Raw genomic sequence first — 26234 nt, 5'->3', positions numbered from 1 at the left:
CGTCCAGTCTATTGAACTCCGCTGCCCCCGCATCAGGTCGTCTCGTGGCCTATGGCTGCCTGGCCTTGAGCATGTCGCTCGTCGGCGGCTACGTCGCCCTCTCCAAACCCCTCGTCGCGGCCTTTCCGGTGCTGCTGCTCGCCTGGCTGCGCTTCGGCATTGCGGCACTGGCCATGCCGCACTGGCTCAAGCGCTCGCCGGACGAACCGCCGATGACCACGCGCACGCGCTGGCTGGTGTTCCTCGAGTCCTTCCTCGGCAACTTCCTGTTCTCGATCTGCATGCTCTTCGGCGTGAGCCTGACGAGCGCGGTATCGGCGGGCGTGATCATGGCGTCGATCCCGGCGTGCGTCGCCGTCGCGAGCTGGCTCTTCCTGCGCGAGCGCATCACGGTGCGCATCGGCCTGGCCATCGCCTGCGCGGCAATCGGCATCGGACTGCTGGCGCTGTCGCCTTCGGCATCGCATGCGCCGGCTTCCACCGCGACCGCATCTGCGTCGACGTCGATGCCTTGGCTCGGCAATCTGCTCGTCTTCTGCGCGGTGCTCTGCGAGACGGCCTATGCGGTGATCGGCAAGTCGCTCACCGGGCGCCTCGGACCCAAGCGCATCGCTTCGCTCATCAACCTCTGGGGCTTCGTGCTGTCGATGCCCTTCGGCATCTGGTTCGCGCTGCAGTTCGACTTCACTGCCGTGCGCTTCGGCACCTGGGCACTGCTCGTGGCCTACGCACTGGCCGCGAGCATCTGGACGGTATGGCTCTGGATGACCGGACTTCGCCACGTACCAGCCGCACAAGCGGGTGTTTTCGCCGTGCTGCTGCCTGTGAGCGCGGCCCTCGTAGGCGTGCTCGTGCTCGGCGAAAGCCTCTCTTCCCCACAGCTGGTTGCGTTCGTCGTTGCGCTCATCGGCGTGGTGCTTGCAACGTGGCCTGGGCGCCGAACGTGAAAAACGGGGCTTCTCCCCTCTGAAAAAACAACAACTCCCAATGAAAAAAGCGCTTTTTCCCTTGGAAACGCGTTTTTTCTCATTTAGCATCCGCAGTGCCACTGGAGACGCAAGTTTTTCATTGGTGAGTGTTCAACCAAAAAAGGAAATCAACCATGGCAACTGCAAAGAAGGCTCCGGCCAAGAAAGCTCCGGCAAAGAAGGCCGCTCCTGCAAAGAAGGCGGCTCCGGCGAAGAAGGCCGCTCCGGCCAAGAAGGCGGCTCCGGCGAAGAAGGCCGCACCGGCGAAGAAGGCTGCTCCTGCCAAGAAGGCCCCCGCGAAGAAGGCAGCTCCCGCCAAGAAGCGCACGCCCAACGCCGCGTTCATGAAGGCACTGACCCCCAGCCCGGCACTGGCCGCCGTCGTCGGCTCCACGCCGCTGCCGCGCACCGCTGTCGTGAGCAAGCTGTGGGACTACATCAAGAAGAACAACCTTCAGGACAAGGCCAACAAGCGCAACATCAACGCCGACGCCAAGCTGAAGGAAATCTTCGGCAAGCCGCAAGTGTCGATGTTCGAACTGGCAGCGCTGATCGGCAAGCACGTCAAGTAAGTCCTCGGGGGCCTCGCGCTCCTGAATCAAGAAGCCCGCTTCATGCGGGCTTTTTTTTCGCCTCCGGCATCGCCCCGCCCTCTTCGAAAAAACGCGCCGGCGTGCAGCCGAAGTGCTTGCGGAATGCCTCTATGAAGGCGCTGACGGAGCTGTAACCCACCGTCAGCGCGACCGCGGTGACGCTCTCGCGCAGGCTCAGCAACTCGACCGCCTTGAGCAGCCGCGCCTGCTGGCGCCACAGCGCGAAACTCAGTCCCGTCTCGGCAGCGAATCGGCGCGTGAGCGTCCTTCGTGCCATGCCGATGCGATCGGCCCATCGGTCGATGCCGTCCGGCAGCGCCGGGTTGTGGGCCAGGGCTGCAGACATAGCTGCCAGCCGGCTGTCCTGCGGCATCGGCAGATGAAGGGACGGCCTGTCGCCCGCGGCAAGCTCGTCGATCAGCACGCCCACCAGACGCCCTCGACGGGACTCCAGCAGGGGCTCGGATGCATCCATGCCCGTCAGGCGGTCCACAAGCGCGCGCACCAGCGGCGTCGCCGCGAACACGTGCGGCACGCCCGGCAACGTCTGTGCCGTCGTTGCATCGATGTGCAGGCTCCAGCCCGCGGTGGCGCCGAAGGTCTGCGCCGCATGAGCACAGCGCGGCGCGATCCAGCCGATCCACCCCGGCGGCTGCACCCAGCGGCCCGACGGCGTCTCGATGACCTGCAGCCCCTCCCGCAAGGCGAACAGCTGCCCGGTCTCGTGCGAGTGATAGCCGGTGACGCGCGCCGCCTCGTGGGCATTGATCCACAGCGTCGCGGGCGTCCGTTCAGCCATGGGTGGCCCGCGGGAGGTATCGATTGGCCCCGCCCCGCAAGCCCGAATAAGCGGCGCTGCCTAGCATCGAAACCCTCTCAACTCCAAGCAAGGAACAGCCTCCATGAAAGCCCAGGACGTACTCCCCGACGGCGAAGACTTCACCACCATCAACGGCCGCACGTTGCGCAAGGGATCGGTCGCCGCCTTCCTCGCCAACGCGCGCATCCTCGAAGACGCCGGCACATCCGCCGCCGACAGGCAGGCCGCCGAACAGGATTTCGCCTCGCTGATCCCCACCCTCGACGCACTCGGCCTGTTCGACGTCTTCGAGCTGCGCTCGCCGTTCCTGCGCGAGGAGGTGGCCCGCCATCGCGCCGCGTTCAGCCCTGTGCCTGCTGCTGCTTCGCCGAACGCGTGATCGACGACAGCGTGCCGCGCGTGGTGATGACCTCGGGGTCGAGCGGAATCTCGATCAGCGTGCCGGTGTCGGCCTCCAGCGCGCGCAGCAGGGCCGACTCGAACTGCGCCGTTTCCGTCACCCGCTCGGCCGCGTAGCCATAGGCGCGCGCAAGACCGCAGAAGTCGGGGTTGCGCAGCGCCGTGCCGCTGGTGCGTTCGGGATACTCGCGCTCCTGGTGCATGCGGATCGTGCCGAACATGCCGTTGTTGAGCAGCACGATGATGCTCTTGCCCCCGTGCTGCGAAGCCGTCGCCAGCTCCTGCCCGGTCATCAGGAAATCGCCGTCGCCCGCGATGGTGAAGGCCACGCGCCCCGTCGCCAGGTTGGCGGCGATGCCCGCCGGCACGCCGTAGCCCATCGCCCCGCTGGTCGGCGCCAGCTGCGTCTTCGCGCCCTTGGCGAGACCGCTGTAGCGGAAGTAGCGATGCACCCAGCTCGCGAAGTTGCCCGCGCCGTTGGTGATGGCCGCATCCGCGGGCAGGTGCTTCTGCAGCAGCGCGACGACCTGCGCCATGTCGACCGGGCCGCGCGGCATTTCGGCCGGCATGCCGGCCAGCGCCTGCGGCACGAGGTTGGCTTCGTAGTCGGCATGGGCCTGCAGCGTCCATTCTTCCCAGGGCAGCGTCGGCGGCGCGCTCAGCACTTCCAGGCTGCGCGCGGCCGCGCTCATGCCAGCGTTGATCGCCAGGTCGGCCTGGTAGACGCGGTTGAGTTCCTCGGCGCTCGCGTGGATGTGCACCAGCGTCTGCTTCGCCTTGGGGGCCTCGAGCAGCGTGTAGCCGCTGGTGGTCATCTCGCCCAGGCGCGGGCCGATGGCGAGGATCAGGTCGGCGTCCTTCACGCGCTGCGCCAGCTTCGGGTTGATGGCGATGCCGACGTCGCCCGCGTACTGCGGATGGTGGTTGTCGAAGGTGTCCTGGAAGCGGAAGGCATTCGCCACCGGCAGGCGCCAGTTCTCGGCGAAGCGCTGCAGCGCCTGCGCGGCCTGCGCCGTCCAGCCGCCGCCGCCAGCAATCACCAGCGGACGCTGCGACTTCAGCAGCAGCTCGCGCAGGGTGCGCAGCGCGCCCGGGTCGCTCCATGGCTCCACCGCCTCCACCCGCGCCAGCGGACGCGCGGCGGTCTCGCTGCGCAGCATGTCTTCGGGAAGCACCAGCACCACCGGCCCCGGCCGCCCATTCATCGCGGTGGCGAAGGCGCGCGCGATGTACTCGGGAATGCGGTTCGCGTCGTCGATGCGCTCGACCCGCTTGGCGAAGCCCTTGGTGCTCGGGCCGAAGAAGCTCGCGTAATCGACCTCCTGGAAGGCCTCGCGGTCGCGGAAGTCGCTGCCGACGTCGCCCACGAACAGCACCATCGGCGTCGAATCCTGGAAGGCGTTGTGCACGCCGATCGACGCATTGGTCGCGCCCGGACCGCGGGTGACGAAGCACACGCCCGGCCGTCCCGTGAGCTTGCCGTGCGCCTCGGCCATGAAGGCGGCGCCGCCCTCCTGCCGGTTGACGATGAAGCGCGCGCGGTCGCGATAGGCGTGGAAGCCGTCGAGCACCGCCAGGAAGCTCTCGCCCGGCACGCCGAATGCGATCTCCATGCCTTGCTCTACCAGGCACTCCACGATCAGGTGGCCTGCGGGTTGTGATGTACTCATGGGAAGTAGGAACCTCAGCTGCAAATGTCTCCGGCAATTATGTGCGCCCGCTCCAGACGCCTTGCGTTAATTCCCCAATTGGTTAAATTCGCGCCATGAAGGCCTCCAAGGACCCCACGCCCGACATCGCCATCGAGGCCATGGAACCCCGCTCGCGCGACGCGGACAGGTCGCAGCTGGCCATCCTCGCCTCGGCCCGCGACGAGTTCTCCGCGCGCGGCCTCGCGGGCGCGCGCATGGACAGCATCGCCGAGCGCGCGGGCCTCAACAAGCGCCTCATCTACTACTACTTCGGCAGCAAGGACGACCTCTTCCTTGCCGTGCTGGAGCGCGTCTACGCGGACATCCGCGAGGCGGAACAGCGCCTGCACCTCGAAGAGATCGACCCCGTGGAGGCGATCCGCCAGCTGGTGTCGTTCACGTGGAACTACTACCTCGAGCACCCGGAGTTCATCACGCTGCTCAACAGCGAGAACCTGCATTGCGCGGCGCACCTGAAGCGCTCGGAACGCATCCAGGAGATGAACTCGCCGCTGGTGCAGCTGCTCGACACCGTGCTGGAGCGCGGCCGCCGCGACGACCTGTTCCGCGCGGGCGTGGACCCCGTGCAGCTCTACATCTCCATCGCGTCGCTCTGCTACTTCTACCTCTCGAACAACCACACGCTATCGGCCATCTTCGGTCGTGACCTGCGTGCGCCCAAGGCGATGGCGCAGCGGCTTTCGCACATGACCGACCTGGTTCTCGGCTATGTACTGAAATAGCCCCCAGGCTTCGCGCACTTCGTGCGCGAAGCCAACCCCCTTCCGGGGGCAACACCAGCGGCCCGGCAAAGCCGGTTCCGCGGTAAGGCTGGGCTCGCCCCCAGGCTCGCGCACTTCGTGTCGCTTCGCCACCCCCTACCGGGGGCAACACCGGTGGCCCGGCAAAGCCGGTTCCACGGTGTTCCCGACCTTGGCCCGTGCCGGTTCCGACGACCGTGCACTGCGCAGTCGCACCTGAAAACCACTGAACCTCCTCCTGCGGGTATTCACTAGGGAGCGCCCGTTGACGCTCCCGCGCGGCCGTTCCTACAATCAATAATTCACTCAATGGTGAATTGATCGATTTCAAGAATGCGGACCGACCGCGCGGAGACATCCATGAAGTTCATTGCCAGCAGTGCGGCACGCACCGCCGCCCTCGCCTCCCTGACCTGCATCGCGGCGCTGCTGCCGGGGCTGGCGGCGGCGCAGAACGGTTATCCGAACAAGCCGATCCGCGTGATCGTGCCGTTCGCGGCCGGCAGCACCACCGACATCATTGCCCGCGCGATCACCGACAAGATGAGCGCCAGCATGGGCCAGACGCTGGTGGTCGACAACCGCGGCGGCGCGAGCGGCACCATCGGCCAGCAGGCGGTGGCCACGGCCGCGCCCGACGGCTACACGGTGATGATCCATTCGTCGTCGCACACGGTGAGCCCCTCCACCTTCGCCAAGCTGCCCTTCGACACGGTGCACGACTTCGCGGGCGTCACGCCGATCTCGTCGCTGCCCAACGCGCTGGTGATCTCGCCGGGCAAGAACATCAAGACGCTGCCGCAGCTGCTGGCCGCCGCGCGCGCCAAGCCGGGCAGCATGAACTTCGCCTCGGCCGGCCAGGGCAGCGCCACGCACCTGAACGCAGAGAAGTTCAAGCTGGCCGCGAAGATCGACGCAACCAACATCCCCTTCAAGGGATCGGGCGAGGCCGTGACCGAGGTGCTCTCGGGTCGCGTCGACTACTACTTCTCGCCCATCGCGCCGGTCATCGGCCAGATCAAGGAAGGCCAGTTGCTGGCACTGGCCGTGGGTTCGCCCAAGCGCGCGGCCGCCCTGCCCGACGTGCCCACCACCAGCGAAGCCGGCGTGCCTGGCTCGGAGTTCAACTTCTGGATCGGAATGATGGCGCCGGCCAAGACGCCGCGCGACATCGTCGAGCGCCTGAACGCCGAGGTGGCGAAGGCACTGGCCACGCCCGAGGTGAAGGAGCGCTTCGCCAAGCTGGGCGCCGACGCCTGGACGCTCAAGCCCGAGCAGTTCGACGCCTACATCAAGGAAGAAATCGCGAGCAACGCCCAGCTCGTGAAGGCGGCCGGCCTCTCGGTCCAACAGTAAGCAACGCAAGCACGCTCCCTTCGCTCTCCCGAAAGCCCCGGCTCCCGCCATGTTCCGCAAGCTCCTGCTCTCCCCGGCCCTGCGCCCTTTCCTCCTGATCCTGTTGCTGCTGGTGCTGTGGGACCTGGCGATCCGCCTGTTCAGGATTCCGGCCTACCTGATTCCCCCGCCGTGGGAGGTGGTGAAGCAGCTCGTCGCCGAATGGCCGCGCCTGCTCGCCGAGAGCTGGAAGACCACGCTCGCCACGCTCGGCGGCTTCGGGCTGACGATCCTCATCGGCATTCCGATCGCGATGGTCATCGCCTACTCGCGCGTCATCGAGTCGTACGTGTATCCGCTGCTGGTGTTCTCGCAGAGCATTCCCAAGGTGGCGATCGCGCCCCTCTTCGTGGTGTGGTTCGGCTTCGGCATCTTCCCGAAGGTCATCAGCGCCTTCCTGCTGGGCTTCTTCCCGGTGGTGGTGTCCACGGTGATGGGCTTCAAGTCGGTCGAGCCCGACATGCTCGACCTCTCGCGCTCCATGGGCGCAAGCCGCCTGCAGACCTTCTTCAAGATCAGCCTGCCGCAGGCCTTGCCGCAGATCTTCAGCGGCCTGAAGGTGTCGGTCACGCTGGCGGTGGTAGGCGCGGTGGTCGGCGAGTTCGTCGGCTCCAACTCGGGCATCGGCTACGTGCTGCAGGTGGCCAACGGCAACCTCGACCTGCCGCTGATGTTCGCGGCGCTGGTGGTGCTTTCGAGCATCGGCGTCATTCTTTTCGTAGCCGTCGATCTGGTCGAGCGCGTGATGATTCCCTGGCACGCCTCGCAGCGCCACACGCACTGATTTCCTTCGCAAAGCCAACAACTCCCGGAGACAACACCATGAAGAAACTGCTTCCCACGCTGCTCGCCGCGGCCGCGCTCGCTACCTTCGCCATCGCACCTGCCCATGCGCAGGGCGACAAGCCCAAGGACAAGATCACGCTGATGCTCAACTGGTATCTGTACAGCGAGCACGCGCCCTTCTTCCTCGGCAAGGAAAAGGGCTTCTACGCAGAGGAGGGCATCGACCTCGACATCCAGGAAGGCCGCGGCTCCGCCGTCACCGCGCAGGCGGTGGCCGCCAAGTCGGCGACCTTCGGCTACATCGACGTCACGACCATGATCAAGGCCGCCGCCAAGGGCGCGCCGCTGAAGTCGACGGGCGTGCTGTTCCAGGTGAGCCCGATGTCGGTGATGGGCTTCACCGAGAAGAACATCAAGACGCCGAAGGACATCATCGGCAAGACCGTGGCGGTGACGCCTGGCGACTCGATGTCGCAGATGTGGCCGCTCTTCCTGAAGATGAACGACATCAAGCCCGACCAGATCAAGACCGTCTCGGGCGACGCGCAGACCAAGCTCAATGCCGTGACCAACGGCCAGGCCGACCTGCTGCTGGGCTACGTGATGGACCAGGCCATCAAGCTGCAGGACGCCACCGGCAAGCCGGTGACGCCGATCCGCTTTGCCGACTCGGGCGTGAACCAGATCAGCTCCGGGATCATCGCCAACAAGAACCTGCTGACCGAGAACCCCGACCTGGTGAAGCGCTTCATGCGCGCCTCCACCAAGGCCGCCGAAGCCGCCGAGAAGAGCCCCGAGGCCGCGGTCGACGCGATGCTCAAGGCCAACCCCAAGGCCGGCGTGCGCGACACGCTCATCGTGGGCATGAAGCAGAGCGTGGCGCTCTACCACACGAAGGAAACCGCCAACCAGCGCCCCTTCCGCGTGCAGATGAAGAACGTGAACGACTCGCTCGACCTGCTGGTGCAGTACGGCGGCATGGATGCCTCCACGCGCGGCAAGCCCGAGGACTACGTCACTCTGGATTTCCTCCCCTGACCTTCCTTCGGTCCTGAACCCCGCGCGCCTTCCGCAGTAGTCACCTCTCACGCATTCCATGTCCCAAGTCAACCTGATCGAAGCGCGCGGCGTCTCGAAGATCTACCAAAGCAAGGACGGCCCCGTCGAGTCGCTCAAGCCGCTCGACTTCGCCATCAAGGAAGGCGAGTTCGTCTCCGTCGTCGGTCCGTCGGGCTGCGGCAAGAGCACGCTGCTGAAGATGGTGGCGGGCCTGTTGCCTATCAGCGGCGGCAGCCTCACGCTGGCCGGCAAGCCGATCAAGGGTGCGCAGAAAGACGTGGGCATCGTGTTCCAGAGCGCGGTGCTGCTGCCCTGGCGCAGCGTGGAAGACAACATCCTGCTGCAGGCCGAGATGCGCCACATGCCCATGGACGCAGCCAGGGCCCGCGCCCGCGAGCTGATGGAGATGGCCGGCCTCAAGGGCTTCGAGGGCAAGTACCCGTGGCAGCTCTCGGGCGGCATGCAGCAGCGCGCGTCGATCTGCCGCGCCCTGCTGCACGACCCCTCGGTGCTGCTGATGGACGAGCCCTTCGGCGCGCTCGACGCGATGACGCGCGAGAAGATGAACCTGGAGCTGCAGCGCATCTGGATGACCTCGAAGAAGACGGTGATGCTCATCACCCACAGCATTCCCGAGGCCATCTTCCTGTCGGACCGCGTGATGGTGATGAGCGAGCGCCCCGGCTCCATCGCCGCCGTGTACGACATCGACCTGCCGCGCCCGCGCACGCTGGACGTCATGTCCTCACCCGAGTTCGGCGCCTACACCAAGCTGGTGCGCGCGCATTTCTATTCGCAGGGCATCCTGGACCACTGAAGAGCGAGAGCCGGCCATGGACGCGATCCGCTTTCACGTCGAGGAGATCCGCTTCGCCGAGCGCAACGTGGCGCTGCGGCTGCCTTTCCGCTTCGGCGCCGCCACCGTCACGGCCTGCCCTCAGGTCTACGTGAAGGCGCGCGTGCGCTTTGCCGACGGCCGCACGGCCGAGGGCTGTGCGGCGGAGATGATGATTCCGAAGTGGTTCGACAAGAACCCGGCCCTGAACAACGAGCAGAACTTCGAGCAGCTGCGCTTCGCGCTGCGCGACGCCCGCGAGGCCTACACCGCCGAGCCCGACGCGCAGACCGCCTGGACGCATTTCGCCTCCAACTACGCCGCGCTGCAGTCGCGCGCCAGGGCCAAGGGCCTGCAGCCGCTGGTGGCCAGCTACGGCCCTGCGTTGATCGACCGCGCCCTGCTCGATGCGCTGTGCCTGCACAGCGGCGCCAGCTTCGCGGCGGCGATGAGCGGCAACCTCTGCGGCATCGACATCGCCGGCAGCGGCCTGGCCGACGACCTCGCGGGCTTCGACATGCAGGCCTTCCTGGCGAAGCAGTCGCCGCGCGACCGTATCGCCGCGCGCCACACCGTGGGGCTGGCGGACGCCATCGACGAGTACGACGCCTCGCCCGATGCCCCCACCGACGGCCTGCCCACGACGCTGCAGGCCGCCGTGCAGCGCTACGGCCACACCCATTTCAAGCTGAAGCTGTGCGGCAACACCGCGCAGGACATCGACCGGCTCCAGCGCATCGCTCGCGTGATCGACGGCCAGGCCCAGCTCGTCACGCTCGACGGCAACGAGCAGTACGCGGACGCCGACGACTTCGCCACTTTTCTCGACCGTATGCTCTCCACGCCCACGCTGTGGAAGCTCGCGCAGAAGACGGTGTTCGTCGAGCAGCCGATCCGCCGCGACGCGGCGCTGCAGCGCGACGTGTCGGCGCTGGGCAAGCGCATTCCGCTGCTCATCGACGAATCGGACGCCACGCTCGACGCCTTCGTGCAGGCCCGCGCGCTGGGCTACACCGGCGTGTCGAGCAAGAGCTGCAAGGGCTTCTACAAGTCGGTGATCAACGCCGCGCGCTGCGCGCAGTGGAATGCCGCGTCTGAGAAGCCGCGCTACTTCCTCTCCGGCGAAGACCTGACCATGCAGGCCGGCATCGGCGTGCAGCAAGACCTGGCACTCGTCTCCTGGCTCGGCCTCTCGCATGTCGAGCGCAACGGCCACCACTACGTCAACGGCCTCGCAGCGGCGCCCGAGGCCGAGCAGCAGGCTTTGCTGCGCGCCCACCCGGGCCTCTACGAAACCAGCGACGGCGCAGTGCGCCTCGCCATCCGCGAAGGGCAGCTCGACCTGTCCTCGCTCAACGCCGCGCCCGGCTTCGCCACCGGCAAGCCAGGCGCCGGCATCTCGTGGGACGCGATGCGTTCCGTCTACTGAACCGAAGCGCGCGTCCAGCCCGCACAAATCTCTCGCACCCCAAGGAAGAAAACGATGGCCACCCAACGTCTAGGAATCATCATGCACGGCGTCACCGGGCGCATGGGCATGAACCAGCACCTGATCCGCTCGATCTGCGCCATCCGCGCCCAGGGCGGCGTCACGCTGTCGAACGGCGACAAGGTCATGCCCGATCCGATCCTCATCGGCCGCAACGCCGAGAAGATGGAAGCGCTGGCCAAGGCGCACAACATCCCGCGCTGGGGCACCGACCTCGACAAGGCGCTGGAGAACAAGGACGACACCATCTTCTTCGACGCCGGCACCACGCAGATGCGCCCCGCCCTGCTGGCCAAGGCCATCCGCGCCGGCAAGCACGTCTACTGCGAAAAGCCCATTGCCACCAACCTCAACGAGGCCGTCGAGATCGCCCGCCTGGCCGAGGAAGCCACGAAGACCAAGGGCCTGAAGCACGGCGCTGTGCAGGACAAGCTCTTCCTGCCAGGCCTGCGCAAGCTCGACATGCTGCGCCGCGCAGGTTTCTTCGGCCGCATGCTCAGCGTGCGCCTGGAGTTCGGCTACTGGGTGTTCGAGGGCGACCTGCAGCCCATCCAGCGCCCGAGCTGGAACTACCGCAAGGAAGACGGCGGCGGGATGATCCTGGACATGATGTGCCACTGGCGCTACGTGCTGGACAACCTGTTCGGCGAGGTGAAGTCGGTGAGCTGCCTGGGCACCACCCACATCCCCAAGCGCTGGGACGAGGCCGGCAAGCCCTACGAGGCCACCGCCGACGACGCGGCCTACGCCACCTGCGAGCTCACCGGCCACAACGGCGAGCCCGTCATCGCGCAGATCAACATGAGCTGGGTCACGCGCGTGCGCCGCGACGACCTCGTGACCTTCCACGTCGACGGCACCGACGGCTCGGCCGTGGCCGGCCTGTCGAGCTGCCGCGCCCAGTCGCGCGTGGCCACGCCGCGCCCGGTGTGGAACCCCGACGAGAAGCAGACCATGAACTTCTTCGACCAGTGGCAGGAGATTCCGGACTCGCAGTTCTACGACAACGGCTTCAAGATCCAGTGGGAACACTTCATCCGCCACGTGGTGGAAGACGCGCCCTACAAGTGGACGCTGCCCGAAGGCGCCAAGGGCGTGCAGCTGGTCGAAGCCGCGCTCGAGTCGTGGAAGGACCGCCGCTGGGTCGACGTGCCTGCACTGAAGGTCTGACATGGCACTCTCGCTGAACCTCCCCACCGCCGGCGGCACGCTCGCGCCCTACGCGCTGCGCGGCACCGCACCGGTGAAGCCCGATGCGGGCGTCAAGTTCAACCGCATTGCCTACTCGGCCGCCCACGTGGTGGCCGACCCGATGGCCGCCATCGACCCGTGGCTGCAGTGCGCGGTCGACTGGGACACCACCATCGCCTACCGCCGCCACCTGTTCTCGCTGGGCCTGGGCGTGGCCGAGGCCATGGACACCGCGCAGCGCGGCATGGGCCTGGACTGGCCCACCTCGCTGGAGTTGATCCGCCGTTCGCTCGACGCCGCGAAGGACGTGCCCGGCGCGCTGGTCGCCTCGGGCTGCGGCACCGACCACCTGGACATCGACAGCGTGAAGAGTGTCGACGACGTGATCCGCGGCTACGAAGAGCAGATGGCCGCCATCGAGGCGCTGGGCGGCAAGCTGATCGTCATGGCCAGCCGCGCGCTGGCCCGCGTGGCGAAGAGCCCGGCCGACTACGAGCGGGTGTACGACCGCATCCTGAGCCAGGCGAAGCAGCCGGTGGTGCTGCACTGGCTGGGCGACATGTTCGACCCGGCGCTGGCGGGCTACTGGGGCACGAAGGATGTCGATGCAGCCATGGACACGGCGCTCGGCATCATCGCCGCGCATCCCGACAAGGTGGACGGCATCAAGATCTCGCTGCTCGACAAGGACAAGGAAATCGCGATGCGCCGCCGCCTGCCGCCGGGGGTGCGCATGTACACCGGCGACGACTTCAACTACGCCGAGCTGATCGCAGGCGACGGCTTCGGCAGCGAGCCCACGCACGGCAAGAGCGACGCACTGCTGGGCATCTTCGACGCCATCGCACCCGCCGCGAGCGCGGCCCTCGGTGCGCTGGCGCAAGGCAACGAGAAGAAGTTCCACGACATCCTCGGCCCCACGGTGCCGCTGTCGCGCCACATCTTTGCCGCGCCTACGCGCTTCTACAAGACCGGCGTGGTGTTCATGGCGTGGCTGAATGGCCACCAGAAGCACTTCACGATGGTCGGCGGCCAGCAGAGCACGCGCTCGCTGCAGCACTTCGCGGAACTGTTCAGGCTGGCTGATGCGGCCAACCTGCTGGAGCAGCCCGAGCTGGCGGTGCGGCGCATGAAGACGCTGCTGGCTTTGCACGGCGTGGAAGGCTGAAGACGAGCATGCGCGATTTCTCGCAGAACCACGACTGGCTCTCGATCAACACCGCCACAGTGCGCAAGCAGTCGGGCGCCGAGGTGCCGCTGGACCGCATCATCGACCAGTGCGCCGAACGCGGCATCCGCGCCATCAGCCCGTGGCGCGACCAGGTGGCAGCCGTCGGGCTCGACAAGGTGGCGAAGCAGCTGAAGGCGCACGGCATCGGCCTCTCGGGCTACTGCCGCGGCGGCTTCTTTCCGGCTGCCGACGCCGCCGGCCTGAAGGCCGCGCTGGACGACAACCGCCGCGCCATCGACGAGGCCAAGACGCTCGATGCACCCTGCCTAGTGCTGGTGGTCGGCGCCCTGCCCGGGGCGCTCGAAGGCAAGGCCGCCTACAAGGACATCGGCCGCGCCCGCAGCGAGGTGCGCGACGGCATCGCCGCCTCGCTCGAATACGCCCGCGAGGTCGGCATGCCTCTCGCCATCGAGCCCCTGCACCCGATGCAGGCGGCTGATCGCGCGTGCATCAACACGCTCGAACATGCGCTTGACCTGTGCGACGAACTCGACGCGGGCAAAAGCGGCATGCTGGGCGTGGCCCTGGACATCTACCACGTGTGGTGGGATCCGAAGCTGCAGCAGCAGATTGCGCGCGCAGGCCGCGAGCGGCTTCTGGCGTACCACGTCTGCGATTGGCTCACGCCTACGCGCGATCTGCTGAGCGACCGCGGGATGATGGGGGATGGGGTGGTCGAGCTGAAGAAGATCCGTGGGTGGGTGGAAGACGCGGGCTTCGCGGGGTTCAGCGAGGTGGAGATCTTTTCGAATCTTGACTGGTGGCAGCGGACTGGGGCTGAGACGCTGGACGTCTGTATCGAGCGGCACAAGCAGGCGGTCTAGAGCTGCTTTGTATGCGCGTTGTTCGGGGGGCGTGCACAGGCCATCGGGCACTCCCCTCCGCGAATGTCCCCCGCCCTTCGGGCTCCTCCTTTATTTCGCTGCGGGGAGCACCCGATGCCCTGTGCACGATGAGCGCGGCTGTGGCGCTGGCGGTTTGACCTCTGCTTCGGATCGCAGATGAGCATGCGGGGCGCAACCCGCCGAGCTTTTGTGTGAGATGAGCAGCGGACAAGCAGAAGGTCGAAGGGCTTATGCTGGCGCGGTCGCCATTGGAGTAGCGCGTTCAATGGGGAAGCCGAGTGCTGCTGACCTGCGATGACGCTGATTGGGGGGCTAATATCTGCCGGTTTCGGACTTTTGCATACAACCGCGGACGAAGCCCTATGAAGCCCGAGTACTGTCACCTTTGCCACAAGGATTGCCGCTGCGAGTCATGGCACCTCCAAGCCGGAGGCGGATATGTAAGGTTCGCCGATTACTTGCCTCTCAGTGAAGGTGCAGCTGGGCATCCTCGATCCATGGAGTGGTTCTGCTCTGGCCACCTGCCAGCAGCAAGAGCCTTGGCATACAAGCCGCTGAGTGACGCCATGACTTGTTTGGGACAGGAATACGGCACCTTCGAACCTCGCCTCTCCTATGGCCCTTGCCCAGATCCGGAACTATGGCTGACATCGATTGGCCAGAATCGAGCAAAGGTGTTCAGCATCATCCGTCAAGTGACAGGCCGCAATCCGAGCGAAGTCAAAGCATCGCTGGAAACCGGCAATTTCCGGATCAAAGCGGGGTGGCCGATAGACGCGGAACTCAGGCCTATCGCCGAGGCCCTCGAGGCTATTGGTGCATCAGTCGTTCTGCGTTGCCCCTAGCCGGCGGCGCACGGTGATCGCGGTTTGGAGAGCGTCTGCTTTCAAGCGAATAGTAAGACCGCCCAGGGTCCGTGGCTTTCGCGGATACGATGGCCGCCATCGGCCAAAACCGGACTTTGAGGAGGAGCCTTGCGTTCACTAGACGAATTGCTGGACACCCAGGAACCAGCCCTGCCGCAGGTTGAGCATTGGGCGAGAGCAGCCGCCCTCTCGGTTGAAATATTGCCTCCGTCTTCCAGCCGGGGCGACGTCCTCATCGAACTGCAAGTGACGACTCGATCGGTCCTTGGAGCGCTGGCCTATGGAACCGGTGGCGTTCTGGTGGACGGTGGCTGGCTCAGAATGCTCGGGTCCGGGCATCCCAAGTTGACCCGCAACATCGGCGCATGGAATGCCGGGCGGTCGAACGGGTTCTGCCTTGTGGCCGACGATGCGGTTGGCGGCTTCTTCGCTATCAATGGGGGTGCGCTCGGCGACGATAGAGGCGCCGTGCACTATCTCGCTCCAGACACGCTGACATGGGAAAGTCTTGGGTTCAGTCACTCTGCTTTCACACAATGGGCATTCACGGATCGGTTGCGCACTTTCTACGATGGAATGCGCTGGACCGGCTGGGAGGAAGACGTACGGCGACTGCCAGGGGACCAATGCTTCAACTTCTACCCGTTCTTGAGCACCAAGGAAGGTTCGACACAGACCAGTTCGAGGCGGCCCGTTTCAGTTGCTGAGCAGTACGCGTTCAACACTGCGTGAACAAAGTTTCGGCACCCGAAAACGGCGGTGTTCTGCCGATAACGGCCCTTGATATCTGCATTAGAGACTATGCTGCGTAGTGAATCTCTTGAACGATGGTGGCCGACCACTCAATCATTGGACCTGGTGCGAGGGACAGTTCCTCAAGTGGCAGTAGCAGTCGAGGCCGAGGTAACTCGCTTCGTTGGTGCTGAGGCCTTGTCGAAGTCCTGGTCCCGATATGCCAATTTGGATGCGGCATTTGGAGCGGCCACAGAATTTGCAAATGTGCCGACTTACTTCCTGCTCTTGCCGACACATTCCGATTGGACCGTCCTCTGGAATAACAGCCTCCTTTGCGACGGCTACGACTCGCTTTGCTATTGCATCACTGCCAATCATGGCCTGACCACTGTCCATTGGAACGCGCACGATTCGATAACGACAACGCAGCCCGGCGCAACATTCACATATCGAAGCTTGGAAGAAGCAACCGTGGTCGAACGGTCGGTTTATGCAGTTCAGAATGACCGCAAGTGGCTCTTTGGAGAAATCGGCTCCCCGTTGCCTGCAGAAGATGCCAGCTCATATTTGGCTCGGCGCAAAAGCGACCGTCTCAACGAATCACTGATGGCGAATCTTCTCGGAAGGCTCGGGGCCGCGCCATGGACCGAAGAGTTCTATGCGCTGCAGGAGCAGCCGTGCTTCATCCTGCAACGGATGGCCGCGCCGAAAACGATCATCCAGCGACCACGGGCCTCAGACCTTAGGGGGAAACAGGACTGACCTCTTTGGGAGTCAGCGAATGTCTCGTTCGGGCCCTAAGCGGAAGATCAGCCGAGACGTTGCGAATCAGGCTTGCTTATGACGACTTCAAGCGTGATCCCGGATTCAGGCCCGTTATGTTCAGGTCGCTTGTACTCGTCGAGCGCATCGACCATCAAGACAGTGGCACCGGGGACAAATAGCTTTGCCTGCTTCTTGTTGTTCGTATAGATTCCGAAGTGCTCTCTACTCCCAGTCCCGAGCTCAAGCAGCATGCTGTTGTTTAAACCGGTCTTGCTGTCTTGCCCTGCCTCATAGGCCTCGACAATAGTCCCGGAGATGAAGCGTAGCGGCATCTTTCGCCGATTGATGCTGTCCCACCACTGGGGCGAGCCAAACAGACCGAAGGTTCCTTTGAGGCCCATCCGAGGCTTGCTCGGATTCAACGTGAGCGCCTGAGCTAGTTCCATTTGCCTCGGGTCGGCTTCGAGTGCCTCAGTCAGCGTGTAAACGCGCCAATACCTGGATTCGTCAAAGGTCAGTAGAGGCTCTTGAACTCCCCGAAAAGGCTCGTCATTTTGAGGCATGAAACGTTGTAGAAATTCCATCTAGTCAATGTCCGGTTGTGGCCGACTGTAGCTGGTCGCCCAACTATCGCGAAGGCCCAAGGGAGCCAGCCTGGCAAGTGGCCTGCTATGCCCTCGGCTCTAGCGTCCGGTTTACCGCGTACCAGAATGCGGCAGCGTCTTCATCGCCAGCGTCCTTGGCTTGCTGAGACATTCGCGGTGCATATCTGTGTGCATCCCGCCCGTGGCGAAGCGCCAACTCGTGCGACTCACGACCGACTTTGACGTAGTCCACCGTTGCAGGTACCGGGCAATTTTCTGGCTTCATGGCGAAGGTCTGGTTGTGGCCGAAGCTCGTCGCTGAAGGACCTGTCACCACAGACACTTGCCCACGTCATCGTAGACCACGGCGCTTGGGATTTCTTTGAGCCAGTCCGCAATCCAGATGATGTGGTTCGTGAAGAGCTGGCTCTCGTCGTGTGCAAAAACAACCCGTATGCGATTGACGGGCGGGCCGCCGGGGAATTCGGCACCTGCCTCTTGCGCGAGCGCTGCATCTGCGGCGACTTCCGAGCCGCTCTCACATGTCACGGAAAAACTCCATGTTGGCCAGTGATAGAGGAGCCGGGGCACGTTCCGAAACGGCAGGCTGCTAGACGATACATCCGGCCGAGCGCTGTGTTCCCCCTGAAAGAGTCCGGTTAGCTTTGGCTCCAGGGCCTCCAACGGCTGGACGTCGTCGGCTGATGTGATGAATGCGTGAAGAGTAAGCATCGGTCAGGTGCAGGGGATAAATGGTTGAGGATTCCGGGGGCGTCGCATTCACCACCCCGGCTCCCCGCGAATTCTGACGCGCGGCCGACCGTTCGATGTTGTCGATTAGATTCGCTCAATTGAGCGAGCCGATAGCTCGGCGGGATACGCCGAAAAATGGCCGCACCCTCCGAGCTTCTCATCGGGACCCAGCAAGGTGCCGAGCACGGTGACTCGTTTGCCATGCCATCGGCGAAGCTGGTCCTCGTTGAATTGCAAAGCGCCAGATCCAACGCACAGCCACACGCTGGAGGCCTCAAGCGGCCCCTCATCTTTCGCACCGCGGCGCTCGGCCTTAGGGAAGTGATCCAGCGCCGTTCCTTCAAACTCGAAGCGCAAAATGCCTTCCACTGCGATGTCCTGACCTCTCAAGGTCGCAAGTTCATCAAGCGCGGCGTTGACGGAAAGCGCAGATTTCATTGAATTTGTGAGCCGAGGTCGAATGACAGGTTGCTGCCGCATTGTGCCGGCTCGGCAAACGTCCGGTTCTTGCCGAATCGTGCCACAGGAGCTAGACAGCTAGATGCCCGATGGATCCTGTGGCGCTTCATGCCGAGCACAGGCTGTCACGAGAAACGGTAGAACACCTTGTTGCCCCAATCCGTCTCGAAGCCATCCAGCACCTTTCCATGCTCGACACCAGTGATGATGGGCGCTGTTTGGCTTCGTAGGTCCGCTTCGATTGCGTGGCGCACACTTTCCCACCGCAGGACGTGCATTAGGTACGCCAATGGCTCGCTGCTGATCTGCCGCTCGCGGAACAGCCGGATCAGGAGCTGCTCAATGGCCTCGCGGTCTTCCGGTGCAGATTCGATGTGCGCAAGGCAGCGCCGATAGAACGGCTCAGCCTGATCGAACGAGAACTTCGTATCGAGAACATGCTCCGCCTGGAGCAACTCGTCGCGCACTTGCGATGCAATCATTCCGGTTCCTCAACGTCCGCTTCTGGGCGAAATCAGACCGCATGCGCGACTGACTCCTTTTGGTCGAGTGGAGTCTACGACTCCCGATGCCAATGAATGAACACAGCGTTGCCATGTGAGCTCAGCAGTAACACATGCCCAAAACAATGCTCACACCCATTTATGACGTGAAAGCATTCGTCTACCGGCGTCAACATATTGATCGTCGCGACACTTTCCACTCGAGCAAGATCGCGTCCAATGGATTCGAGAATCCCCTGCAGCTGAGCCGGGTCTGCCGCCTCTATCTGAGCTCGCACGGGCTCAATGGACTGATCAGCGCTGAGACATGATGCCCAAAAGGTGTCGAGTTCGTGCTTGGATGCGACCGTGTTCTGCAAGACATGAACATAGCCAGACCCAGTTTCCACTTCCACCCTTGACACAACACGTTGGCTTCCCGCTGAGGGAGGTTCAGCTGCGTGGAGGAGGATCTGATCGGTGCGATGAGTTGCACTCATGAGTTGAAGTGGAATGAGATATTCAAGTTCGCTTGCTCAGGGCCATGTCCGCTTGTGGCCGCGTTGTGCCGGCTCGGCGAACGGCCGCTTCTGGCCGCTGTGAGCCATGAGGACGTCAATCGGAGAAGGTGCGCGGCCCTCCCGAAAATTGCCAATGGTCCGGTGAGATCTTCTTGCCGTCGTCGGAATGTCCATCCCAGATATAGGTGTGCTTGCCGACCAGTTCCGTCTCAAGATGCACTCTCGCGTATGTGAAATCGAGCGATGCTAGCAATCGCTCAAATTTAAGCAACCACTCAGCCCACTCCCATTCAACGGCCTTGTAGGAGGCGCCGAACGAAATCACCCTGTACAGATAGGAGCCATGTGGTCCGTAGCCAGGTGGAGTGACGCTGAACATCGAGCGCGTGAGAAACGGCCATTCGTCAATCTCCGGCAAGCGCATCAATGCTTCATCCGTACGAGCGTCAGCGCCCGGAACGTCCGAGGATTGAAAGACTTCAATAGACCCGTATACAACTGTTTGGTGCCCCAATTCTGCACTCCGTTATGCGCTGTCTGGTCGCCGATTCTCTACGTAAAGAAGACCATATCGCCGGCTTCTGCCGAGGCAACGACCGTCGGCTTCTGGCCGGATTCTGCCGGCAGTTGCCGGCACCAAGTCTGAGCCCTTTGCGGTATGGCTGCCTCAGGAAAGCCGACCTTCGCGCGGCGGTCGGGATTGCGCTCGGAGCGAATGGAACTGCGCCTCGGGAGTTGTCGCAGCGCATGAGGAGCCCGGAGGACATTCCATCAAGAACTCAATTGCGCCTCGCGAGCCTGGCACGACTATTCGAACCATCCCGCGGCGTGAGTCGGGGGCGCAATACAACACGAACCCATCAACTTGACGTTCTCGCACCCACTCTTCGGGCACCCACACACAACGGCCGGCTTGAACAAGTGAATCGCAAACCGAGTCGTCGGCTGCTACTGTTGCAAACTGAGCGGTGGCACCAGCTTGCTCGGGAACGGACCGATCTTTTCGCAAAGCCGCTATCCATTCCAGTACCTTTCTGACCATAGCGTGCTTTAAGGAGGATGGTTCGGGGGGAGCAACGTCCGCTGCTGGCCGCATTGTGCCGGCCCAGCAAACGGCCGGTTCTGGCCGGGCTCAGTCAATCTTCGCCCCGCTCCGAAGTAGCGCCAGCTTGAGGCGTTTGATGAGTCTTCCCCACATCGACGGACTCTTCAGAGTCTGCATTTTCCCCACCCCTTTGTTGAATCAAAGACTGAGCTCTGCTGAAGAGCGACTACATCTGGCCTAACTTTGCCTGTCAAAGAAGAGAGGATGCAGCCCCACGGCGAATGGGATCGCACGGGAAAGCTAGAAGATGCTGGATCGCATCCGCGATAGTCCACTGTTCGAAGCCAGGGGTGACAATCGAGCCATCAGGTGCAACCTCCGAAACGTTGAACCCATCTTCAACGTCTTCGTAGTAAATAGCCATTTCCCCAAGCTGTGCCACGATGAAGACCGATTCGCTCACACCAGCACGCATGATCGGTGCGGCACGAAACGGGACGCGAAGACGGGCAAATTGGTCGGCTTGCTCTGGTGAATACTCGATGAGCTGGGCGGACACCAGTTCCTCCAGTTCGTCACGAGAAATCGGAACCCAGCGATCCATAGTTTTTGAACGAAGATTCATGAAGGATTTGAGGGCTTGGCGGACTGCAGCTCCTAGCCGTCAGTTGAAATTCGTGCTCGGCTCTTCGATTCCAGCGGGACTCCAAAACCGCCACACGCCAACCTCCTTGCCCGCGCGATAGCGCCCCTCTGCTGCAAGTTGGCCGTTCGCATGAAAGTCGCGCCAGAGCCCGTCTTCCTTGCCATCCACGTACTGGCCTTCGGAAACCAATTTGCCATTCTCGTGGTACTCAACAAAGAGGCCGTGTCGAATCCAGCGCGTTCGGTCTGGTGCCATCACCCGCGCATAACGGAGTCTGACGGCTCCTGAGTCGTAGGGAATCTCAGCGATGTTGAGGTCAGCTTCAATGGGCATGCTGTGGCATCTGCAGGCGAATTGGCAGGAGAGGTCGGGGGCGTCCGGTCCTGGCCGGCCGGAGCCAGCGGCATGCTACCTTTCGCGCCGATACGCTCGTTCGAATCATAGATGGACGCACACCCACCTCGCCGCCCGCACCGACCGGGTTGGCTGCCAGTTGTCGACGTCGCGCGCTGCACGGGCTGCGGTTGGTGCGTCGCCGCGTGCGACCTCCACCTTCTCAGCCTCGAAGTCAAGCAATGGAGGAAGTCGTCGACCCTCCAAGACGCGAATCGGTGCACAGTGTGCAGCGATTGCGCAGTGACTTGCCCTTTTCATGCGATCACCATGCGAAAAGGCTGAACGCCCTCGGCGTAGGCCTCGCCGCTCAGGCAATCCTTAGACCTGGGCACGTGAGCCGCACGGTCGTGAGTGTCAGGTCCGGGTCGGTAGAACCATCCACCTCGCCACAACCATCGCCGGCATCGCTGCAAAGCGGGGGCGCGCATTGCCAGCCAGTGGTCAACCTGGAACACATAGTCGCCATGGAGCCCTGTGTCGCAAACCTCAATCGAACCGAATTCCCTTCACCACCGGGCCATCAGGCAGGCCGCGAAACTCGCGGCCCGCAGACCGGCAACTAACCGCCGGTCTCAAGCGCCCCACGCCGCGCCTTCTCGCTCATCTGAAACAACTCCCCAGCCTTGCGAGCCATTTCAGCCGCGAGCCAGAGCAGGTTGTTCAATTGCCGAGGTCCATCCCCGCTGCACCAGTCGATCTCTTCCCCGTGGCAGACCCACAGTAGAGCTTCAAGCTGAGTGAGGGTGTTTTCGAGAAGATCCGCCGGATCTTGTTGGGCGGTTTCTGCGGAAGCTACCGGCGTAGTTGGCCGGGCTATAGTCTTGGTAGCCATTTTTGTGCGGTCCTTCCAAGGTGTTGCACGAACTTGGTTAGACGGCTGGGGTGCTAGTAACACCCTGGCCGTCGCCTTTTGATACCTCGCATCTGCATCGCTGCTTTCGCACCGACAACCTGCCGCGAGGCAAGCAGCCTTTGAACATCTGGGTGACTTGAGTGGGTGGCTCCTTTCTGCTCCCCTTGGCGAGGTGTTGAGTGACAGGGGCATTCACTCTAGAGAAGAACACTGCAAGACGCCTCCTCGCTCAGCAGGAAGTCGCCGAGACTGCCAACAAATGCAGCTTCCGCATGCGCCGTGCGCAAGCCCCCGTGAGCCCATGTCGCAGCGGCGCTGAACGCTCACGCCGACGGGGTGCCTTGCGCAGCGAAATAAAGGAGGAGCCCGAAGGGCGGAGGACATTCGCGGAGCAAGGTACCCCGTCGGCGTGAGCGCGCCCTGAACAACAGCAGCGCTCAACAAACAAACCCAGCAAAGCGAAACCGCCCCGCCTGTGCTGCAATCCGCCGATGCCTGCCCCGACCCTCGACGACCTGCGCCGCTACGCAGTGGCGCGCACCCTCTTCAAGCCAACGACCCTGCCCGCCGCGATCCGCCGGCTCGGCTTCGTGCAGGCCGACCCGATCCGAGCCCCGGCACGCGCGCAAGACCTCACGCTGCGCCATCGCGTGAAGGACTACCGCGCGGGCGATCTCGAAAACCGCTACACGCGCCTCGCGATCGAGGAAGACTGCCTCGTCAACTACGGCTTCCTGCCGCGCGAGCATCTGGCGCTGATGCATCCGCGCGAGGCCAGGCAGGCTTGGGACGCCGATACGCGGCGCAAGGCGGCCGACGTGCTCGCCTACGTGCAGGAGCATGGCCCGGTGCATCCGCGCCAGGTCGAGCAGCACTTCGCGCACGGCCGCGTCAAGAACTACTGGGGCGGCTCCAGCAACGCGACCACGCACCTGCTCGACGGCATGCACTACCGCGGCATGCTGCGCGTGGTGCGGCGCGACAGCGGCACGCGCGTCTACGAGGCGGTGACGCACGAGCCCGCGGACGACAGCCCTGCCGGCCGCGCCTGGCGTGCGGCGGCGCTCATCGAACTGGTGGTGCGCAAGTACGCGCCGCTGCCTGCATCGAGCCTCACGTACCTCGTGCGGCTGCTCGGCTACGGTGCGCCGCATCTTTCGGCGCAGACGCAGGCGGCGCTGCGCATCGCGCGCGAAGAACTCGCCAGCTGCAGCATCGATGGCACCACCTGGTTCTGGCCCGCCGACGAGAACCCGGCCTCGCGCCGCCACGCGCCCGACGACGCGGTGCGCCTGCTCGCGCCCTTCGACCCTGTCGTGTGGGACCGCCGCCGCTTCGAGCTGCTCTGGGGCTGGACCTACAAGTTCGAGGCCTACACGCCCGCGCCGAAGCGCCAGTTCGGCTACTACGCGCTGCCGATGCTGTGGCACGACCGCGTGATCGGCTGGGCCAACTTCGGCAGCTCGCCCGAGGGCCGGCTGAAGCCGGTGTTCGGCTATGCCGACAAGAGGCCTCGCGACGCGGGGTTCCGCGCGGCGCTCGACGACGAACTGCAACGCATGACGCTGTTTCTCGCCGGGCGCTGACATCTTTCTTCCTATAATCGCCGGCCTCAGCCAGCCGCCCGCAACGGGCGCCAGCCGTCTTCGAAGGAACGAAGACCGCAGCCGAAAAAGCTGCCCGCGACGACGCAACAAGAACCCACAAAACACACCGGCCGCCAGCCCGAAGCGAGCCGCCGGTTGCGCTCGTCCGGATCGACGGAATCACCGGATCAGAGACGAGAAGCCATGGCGCGCCCACATCCGGCGCACGCCGCAGCCACTCCCCCCAAACGCAGGACACAGGAGAAGCTGCACATGACATCGAAGAAGCATCGGCGCCCGGCTTGGCGCCCCACCTGGCGCATTTCGCATACCCGCCGCGCCACGCTCGCCGCAACCGCCATGGCGCTGGGCGCCTCCATACCAGCCTACGCCGAGGAAAAAGACGAATCCGCCGAGACCCGCAAGGCCCTGCCGACCATCACCGTGACCGGTGACGCGGTCGAGAGCGCGACCGGCCCGGTGACCGGCTTCGTCGCCAGGCGCGGCGGCACCGCCACCAAGACCGACACGCCGCTGATCGAGACGCCGCAGGCCATTTCGGTGATCACGCGCGACCAGATGGAGGCGCAGAGCGCGCTCACGCTGCGCGAGACCACCAACTACACGGCGGGCGTGGTGTCGAGCAACTTCGACAGCCGCGTCGACCGCTTCAAGGTGCGCGGCGGCGATGCCATCGAGTACCTCGACGGGCTGCAGCGCAGCTACGGTGTGTACAACACCACCCGCGCCGATCCGTACACGCTGGAGCGCGTCGAGCTGCTGCGCGGGCCCTCTTCGGTGCTCTACGGCCAGGGCGGAATCGGTGGCGTGCTGAACCTGGTGTCGAAGCGGCCGCAGGCCGAGCAGCAGCGCGAGGTGCAGGTGCAGCTGGGCAGCCATAACCGCAAGCAGGTCGCGGCCGACTTCACCGGGCCGCTGGACACCGAGGGCAAGTGGCTCTACCGCCTGGTGGCCGTCAACCGCGACAGCGGCACGCAGGTCGACCACGTGCCCGACGACCGCATCCTGCTGGCGCCCTCGCTCACCTGGCGCCCGAGCGCCGACACTTCGCTCACGCTGCAAGCGCTCTACCAGAAGGACAAGAGCGGCTCGCTGATCGGCTTCTTCCCATGGCAGGGCACGCTGCTGCCCTCGCTCTACGGACAGATTCCCACCTCGACCTTCACCGGCGAGCCAGGCTTCGACCGCTTCGACACGCGCAACACCTCGCTGGGCTACCTGTTCAGCCACCGCTTCAACGACACCTGGACCTTCAGGCAGAACCTGCGCTCGACCGAGAGCAAGGTGGTCTACAACACCGCCTACACCAGCTTCACCGCCAACCGGCTCACCGGCCGCCCGGCGCGCCCGGTGTTCAACGCCGACCAGCGCACCATCGAGCGCGACCTGGTGGTGCAGCTCAACGGCGGCAAGATGCTGCTGCTGGACAACCAGGCCGAGGCGCACTTCAAGACCGGCGCGGCGGAGCACACGCTGCTCGTCGGCGCGGACTTCCAGCGCAACGAGACCTCGCAGCTCACCGGCCGCGGCCGCGCGGGCGCGCTCGACGTCTACGCGCCGGTGTACGGCAACTACTCCGCGCCCACCTTCCTCACGCGGCAGCCCGCGGTGCTGCAGAAGCAGGCCGGCATCTACGTGCAGGACCAGGTCAAGTACGGCCGCTGGATCGGCCTGCTCGGCCTGCGCCACGACAAGGCCACCACCGACACCGAAGGCCGCCCCGCGGTGGCGGTCGACGACAAGGCCACCACCAAGCGCGCCGGCCTCGTCTACCTGGCCGACGGCGGCTGGGCGCCCTACCTGAGCTATGCCGAGTCGTTTCTGCCGCTGGGCGGCGCGGACGTGAACAACAAGCCATTCAAGCCGCAGCGCGGCAAGCAGTGGGAAGCCGGCGTGAAGTGGGAGCCCGAAGGCCAGCGCACCTCGTTCCTGGCGGCGGTGTACGACCTGCGCGACACCAACCGCAAGACCACCGACCCGACCAATCCGCTCAACAGCATTCAGCTCGGCGAGGTGCACGTGAAGGGGCTGGAGCTCGAATACAAGGGCAGCATCGGCCGCGACTGGGACTGGGTCGCCTCCTACGCATACACCGACGCACGCGTCTCGCGCAGCACCGGCTCCGACCTGGGCAAGCGCATCTCGGGCGTGCCGAAGCACACGGCCTCGGCCTGGCTGATGCGGCGCTTCTCCATCGGCGGCGTGCCCGGCTTCTCGCTGGGCGGCGGCGTGCGCTACCTCGGCAAATCGTACGACGGCATGGACGCCAACCCGGTGCCCTCGGTCACGCTGCTCGACGCGATGATCGCCTGGGACAACGGCCCGCTGCGCCTGTCGCTCAACGTGGGCAACCTGACCGACAAGGTTCAGCTGACCACCTGCCTCGCGCGCGGCGACTGCTTCTACGGCCAGCGCCGTACCGTGACTGCGGCGGCCACGTATCGCTTCTGAAGAAAATC

The 26234-nt window shown here is 64.4% G+C and carries 27 protein-coding genes; 18 read left to right on the top strand and 9 right to left on the bottom strand.

What is annotated here, in order from left to right:
• Positions 1–11 precede the first annotated feature (11 nt).
• Together ABL838_RS11985 and ABL838_RS11980 are read left to right on the top strand one after the other, a co-directional pair.
• On the top strand, positions 12–947 hold the full coding sequence (locus ABL838_RS11985) for a DMT family transporter (protein ID WP_418119995.1): 936 nt from the start codon (positions 12–14) through the stop codon (positions 945–947).
• A gap of 155 nt (positions 948–1102) precedes the next feature.
• On the top strand, positions 1103–1540 hold the full coding sequence (locus ABL838_RS11980; RefSeq protein WP_126018423.1) for an SWIB/MDM2 domain-containing protein: 438 nt from the start codon (positions 1103–1105) through the stop codon (positions 1538–1540).
• A gap of 40 nt (positions 1541–1580) precedes the next feature.
• Here the strand turns inward: ABL838_RS11980 and ABL838_RS11975 are convergent, their stop codons facing one another.
• Positions 1581–2360 carry an AraC family transcriptional regulator gene (locus ABL838_RS11975; protein ID WP_418125457.1) on the bottom strand — a complete coding sequence of 260 codons (780 nt, stop codon included), beginning with the start codon at positions 2358–2360 and terminating at the stop codon, positions 1581–1583.
• A gap of 103 nt (positions 2361–2463) precedes the next feature.
• Here ABL838_RS11975 and ABL838_RS11970 point away from each other — a divergent pair, with 103 nt between their 5' ends.
• Complete coding sequence (locus ABL838_RS11970) at positions 2464–2760, top strand: hypothetical protein (protein WP_418125456.1); 297 nt, start codon at positions 2464–2466, stop codon at positions 2758–2760.
• On the opposite strand, the gene ABL838_RS11965 is transcribed toward ABL838_RS11970, so the two are convergent.
• A complete protein-coding gene (locus ABL838_RS11965; RefSeq protein ID WP_418125455.1) occupies positions 2723–4450 on the bottom strand; it encodes a thiamine pyrophosphate-binding protein in 1728 nt (575 codons plus the stop codon). The two genes, ABL838_RS11970 and ABL838_RS11965, sit on opposite strands and share 38 nt — an antisense overlap.
• Before the next feature lie 95 nt (positions 4451–4545).
• Here ABL838_RS11965 and ABL838_RS11960 point away from each other — a divergent pair, with 95 nt between their 5' ends.
• The 12 genes from ABL838_RS11960 (at position 4546) to ABL838_RS11905 (ending at position 16426) form a co-directional block, all read left to right on the top strand.
• The gene (locus ABL838_RS11960; RefSeq protein WP_184641887.1) at positions 4546–5214 is read left to right on the top strand and encodes a TetR/AcrR family transcriptional regulator; all 669 of its coding nucleotides are present in this window, start codon (positions 4546–4548) and stop codon (positions 5212–5214) included.
• A 378-nt stretch (positions 5215–5592) separates the two neighbouring features.
• The gene (locus tag ABL838_RS11955; protein WP_418125454.1) at positions 5593–6588 is read left to right on the top strand and encodes a tripartite tricarboxylate transporter substrate binding protein; all 996 of its coding nucleotides are present in this window, start codon (positions 5593–5595) and stop codon (positions 6586–6588) included.
• A 49-nt stretch (positions 6589–6637) separates the two neighbouring features.
• The gene (locus tag ABL838_RS11950) at positions 6638–7411 is read left to right on the top strand and encodes an ABC transporter permease (protein WP_418125453.1); all 774 of its coding nucleotides are present in this window, start codon (positions 6638–6640) and stop codon (positions 7409–7411) included.
• 38 nt (positions 7412–7449) lie between these two features.
• Positions 7450–8451 carry an ABC transporter substrate-binding protein gene (locus ABL838_RS11945; RefSeq protein WP_418125452.1) on the top strand — a complete coding sequence of 334 codons (1002 nt, stop codon included), beginning with the start codon at positions 7450–7452 and terminating at the stop codon, positions 8449–8451.
• A gap of 58 nt (positions 8452–8509) precedes the next feature.
• Positions 8510–9289 carry an ABC transporter ATP-binding protein gene (locus tag ABL838_RS11940; RefSeq protein WP_369658604.1) on the top strand — a complete coding sequence of 260 codons (780 nt, stop codon included), beginning with the start codon at positions 8510–8512 and terminating at the stop codon, positions 9287–9289.
• Between the two features lie 16 nt (positions 9290–9305).
• Positions 9306–10736, top strand: a complete 1431-nt coding sequence (locus ABL838_RS11935) for an enolase C-terminal domain-like protein (RefSeq protein WP_418125451.1) — start codon at positions 9306–9308, stop codon at positions 10734–10736.
• Positions 10737–10790: 54 nt separating this feature from the next.
• On the top strand, positions 10791–11966 hold the full coding sequence (locus ABL838_RS11930) for a Gfo/Idh/MocA family protein (RefSeq protein ID WP_184641881.1): 1176 nt from the start codon (positions 10791–10793) through the stop codon (positions 11964–11966).
• A gap of 1 nt (position 11967) precedes the next feature.
• Positions 11968–13155, top strand: coding sequence for a dihydrodipicolinate synthase family protein (locus ABL838_RS11925; RefSeq protein ID WP_126469119.1), 1188 nt, complete (start codon positions 11968–11970; stop codon positions 13153–13155).
• An 8-nt stretch (positions 13156–13163) separates the two neighbouring features.
• Positions 13164–14042 (top strand): sugar phosphate isomerase/epimerase family protein, encoded by an 879-nt coding sequence (locus ABL838_RS11920; protein WP_418125450.1) that lies wholly within the window; start codon positions 13164–13166, stop codon positions 14040–14042.
• A gap of 560 nt (positions 14043–14602) precedes the next feature.
• Complete coding sequence (locus tag ABL838_RS11915) at positions 14603–14908, top strand: hypothetical protein (RefSeq protein ID WP_418125448.1); 306 nt, start codon at positions 14603–14605, stop codon at positions 14906–14908.
• Positions 14909–15055: 147 nt separating this feature from the next.
• Positions 15056–15661 carry a DUF2625 family protein gene (locus ABL838_RS11910; RefSeq protein WP_418125447.1) on the top strand — a complete coding sequence of 202 codons (606 nt, stop codon included), beginning with the start codon at positions 15056–15058 and terminating at the stop codon, positions 15659–15661.
• Between the two features lie 147 nt (positions 15662–15808).
• Positions 15809–16426, top strand: a complete 618-nt coding sequence (locus tag ABL838_RS11905; RefSeq protein ID WP_369661258.1) for a hypothetical protein — start codon at positions 15809–15811, stop codon at positions 16424–16426.
• Between the two features lie 47 nt (positions 16427–16473).
• Here the strand turns inward: ABL838_RS11905 and ABL838_RS11900 are convergent, their stop codons facing one another.
• From ABL838_RS11900 to ABL838_RS11875, 6 genes are all read right to left on the bottom strand, one after another.
• Entirely contained in the window at positions 16474–17013 is a 540-nt protein-coding gene (locus ABL838_RS11900; RefSeq protein WP_418125446.1) for a hypothetical protein, read from the bottom strand.
• 837 nt (positions 17014–17850) lie between these two features.
• A complete protein-coding gene (locus ABL838_RS11895; protein ID WP_184642659.1) occupies positions 17851–18204 on the bottom strand; it encodes a hypothetical protein in 354 nt (117 codons plus the stop codon).
• Between the two features lie 146 nt (positions 18205–18350).
• Complete coding sequence (locus tag ABL838_RS11890) at positions 18351–18707, bottom strand: hypothetical protein (protein WP_418125445.1); 357 nt, start codon at positions 18705–18707, stop codon at positions 18351–18353.
• A gap of 615 nt (positions 18708–19322) precedes the next feature.
• The gene (locus ABL838_RS11885; protein WP_418125443.1) at positions 19323–19742 is read right to left on the bottom strand and encodes a hypothetical protein; all 420 of its coding nucleotides are present in this window, start codon (positions 19740–19742) and stop codon (positions 19323–19325) included.
• Between the two features lie 781 nt (positions 19743–20523).
• Positions 20524–20898, bottom strand: a complete 375-nt coding sequence (locus ABL838_RS11880; protein WP_418125442.1) for a hypothetical protein — start codon at positions 20896–20898, stop codon at positions 20524–20526.
• Between the two features lie 39 nt (positions 20899–20937).
• A complete protein-coding gene (locus ABL838_RS11875) occupies positions 20938–21252 on the bottom strand; it encodes a toxin-antitoxin system YwqK family antitoxin (RefSeq protein ID WP_418125441.1) in 315 nt (104 codons plus the stop codon).
• Positions 21253–21363: 111 nt separating this feature from the next.
• Here ABL838_RS11875 and ABL838_RS11870 point away from each other — a divergent pair, with 111 nt between their 5' ends.
• Positions 21364–21597, top strand: coding sequence for a 4Fe-4S binding protein (locus ABL838_RS11870; protein ID WP_418125440.1), 234 nt, complete (start codon positions 21364–21366; stop codon positions 21595–21597).
• Positions 21598–21874: 277 nt separating this feature from the next.
• Here ABL838_RS11870 and ABL838_RS11865 read toward each other — a convergent pair whose 3' ends face one another.
• Complete coding sequence (locus ABL838_RS11865; RefSeq protein ID WP_418125439.1) at positions 21875–22147, bottom strand: hypothetical protein; 273 nt, start codon at positions 22145–22147, stop codon at positions 21875–21877.
• Between the two features lie 512 nt (positions 22148–22659).
• On the opposite strand from ABL838_RS11865, the gene ABL838_RS11860 reads away from it, so the two are divergent.
• Both ABL838_RS11860 and ABL838_RS11855 read left to right on the top strand, forming a co-directional pair.
• Positions 22660–23754 (top strand): DNA glycosylase AlkZ-like family protein, encoded by a 1095-nt coding sequence (locus tag ABL838_RS11860; RefSeq protein ID WP_418125438.1) that lies wholly within the window; start codon positions 22660–22662, stop codon positions 23752–23754.
• Between the two features lie 273 nt (positions 23755–24027).
• Positions 24028–26226 (top strand): TonB-dependent siderophore receptor, encoded by a 2199-nt coding sequence (locus ABL838_RS11855; protein WP_418125437.1) that lies wholly within the window; start codon positions 24028–24030, stop codon positions 26224–26226.
• The last annotated feature ends 8 nt before the right edge of the window (positions 26227–26234 follow it).

It is taken from the genome of Variovorax sp. 160MFSha2.1 (genome assembly GCF_048305075.1).
In the GTDB taxonomy this organism is placed as follows: domain Bacteria; phylum Pseudomonadota; class Gammaproteobacteria; order Burkholderiales; family Burkholderiaceae_C; genus Variovorax; species Variovorax guangxiensis.
The sequence above is the reverse complement of the archived record's forward strand: the minus strand, read 5'-3'. Positions and strand labels throughout refer to the sequence as shown.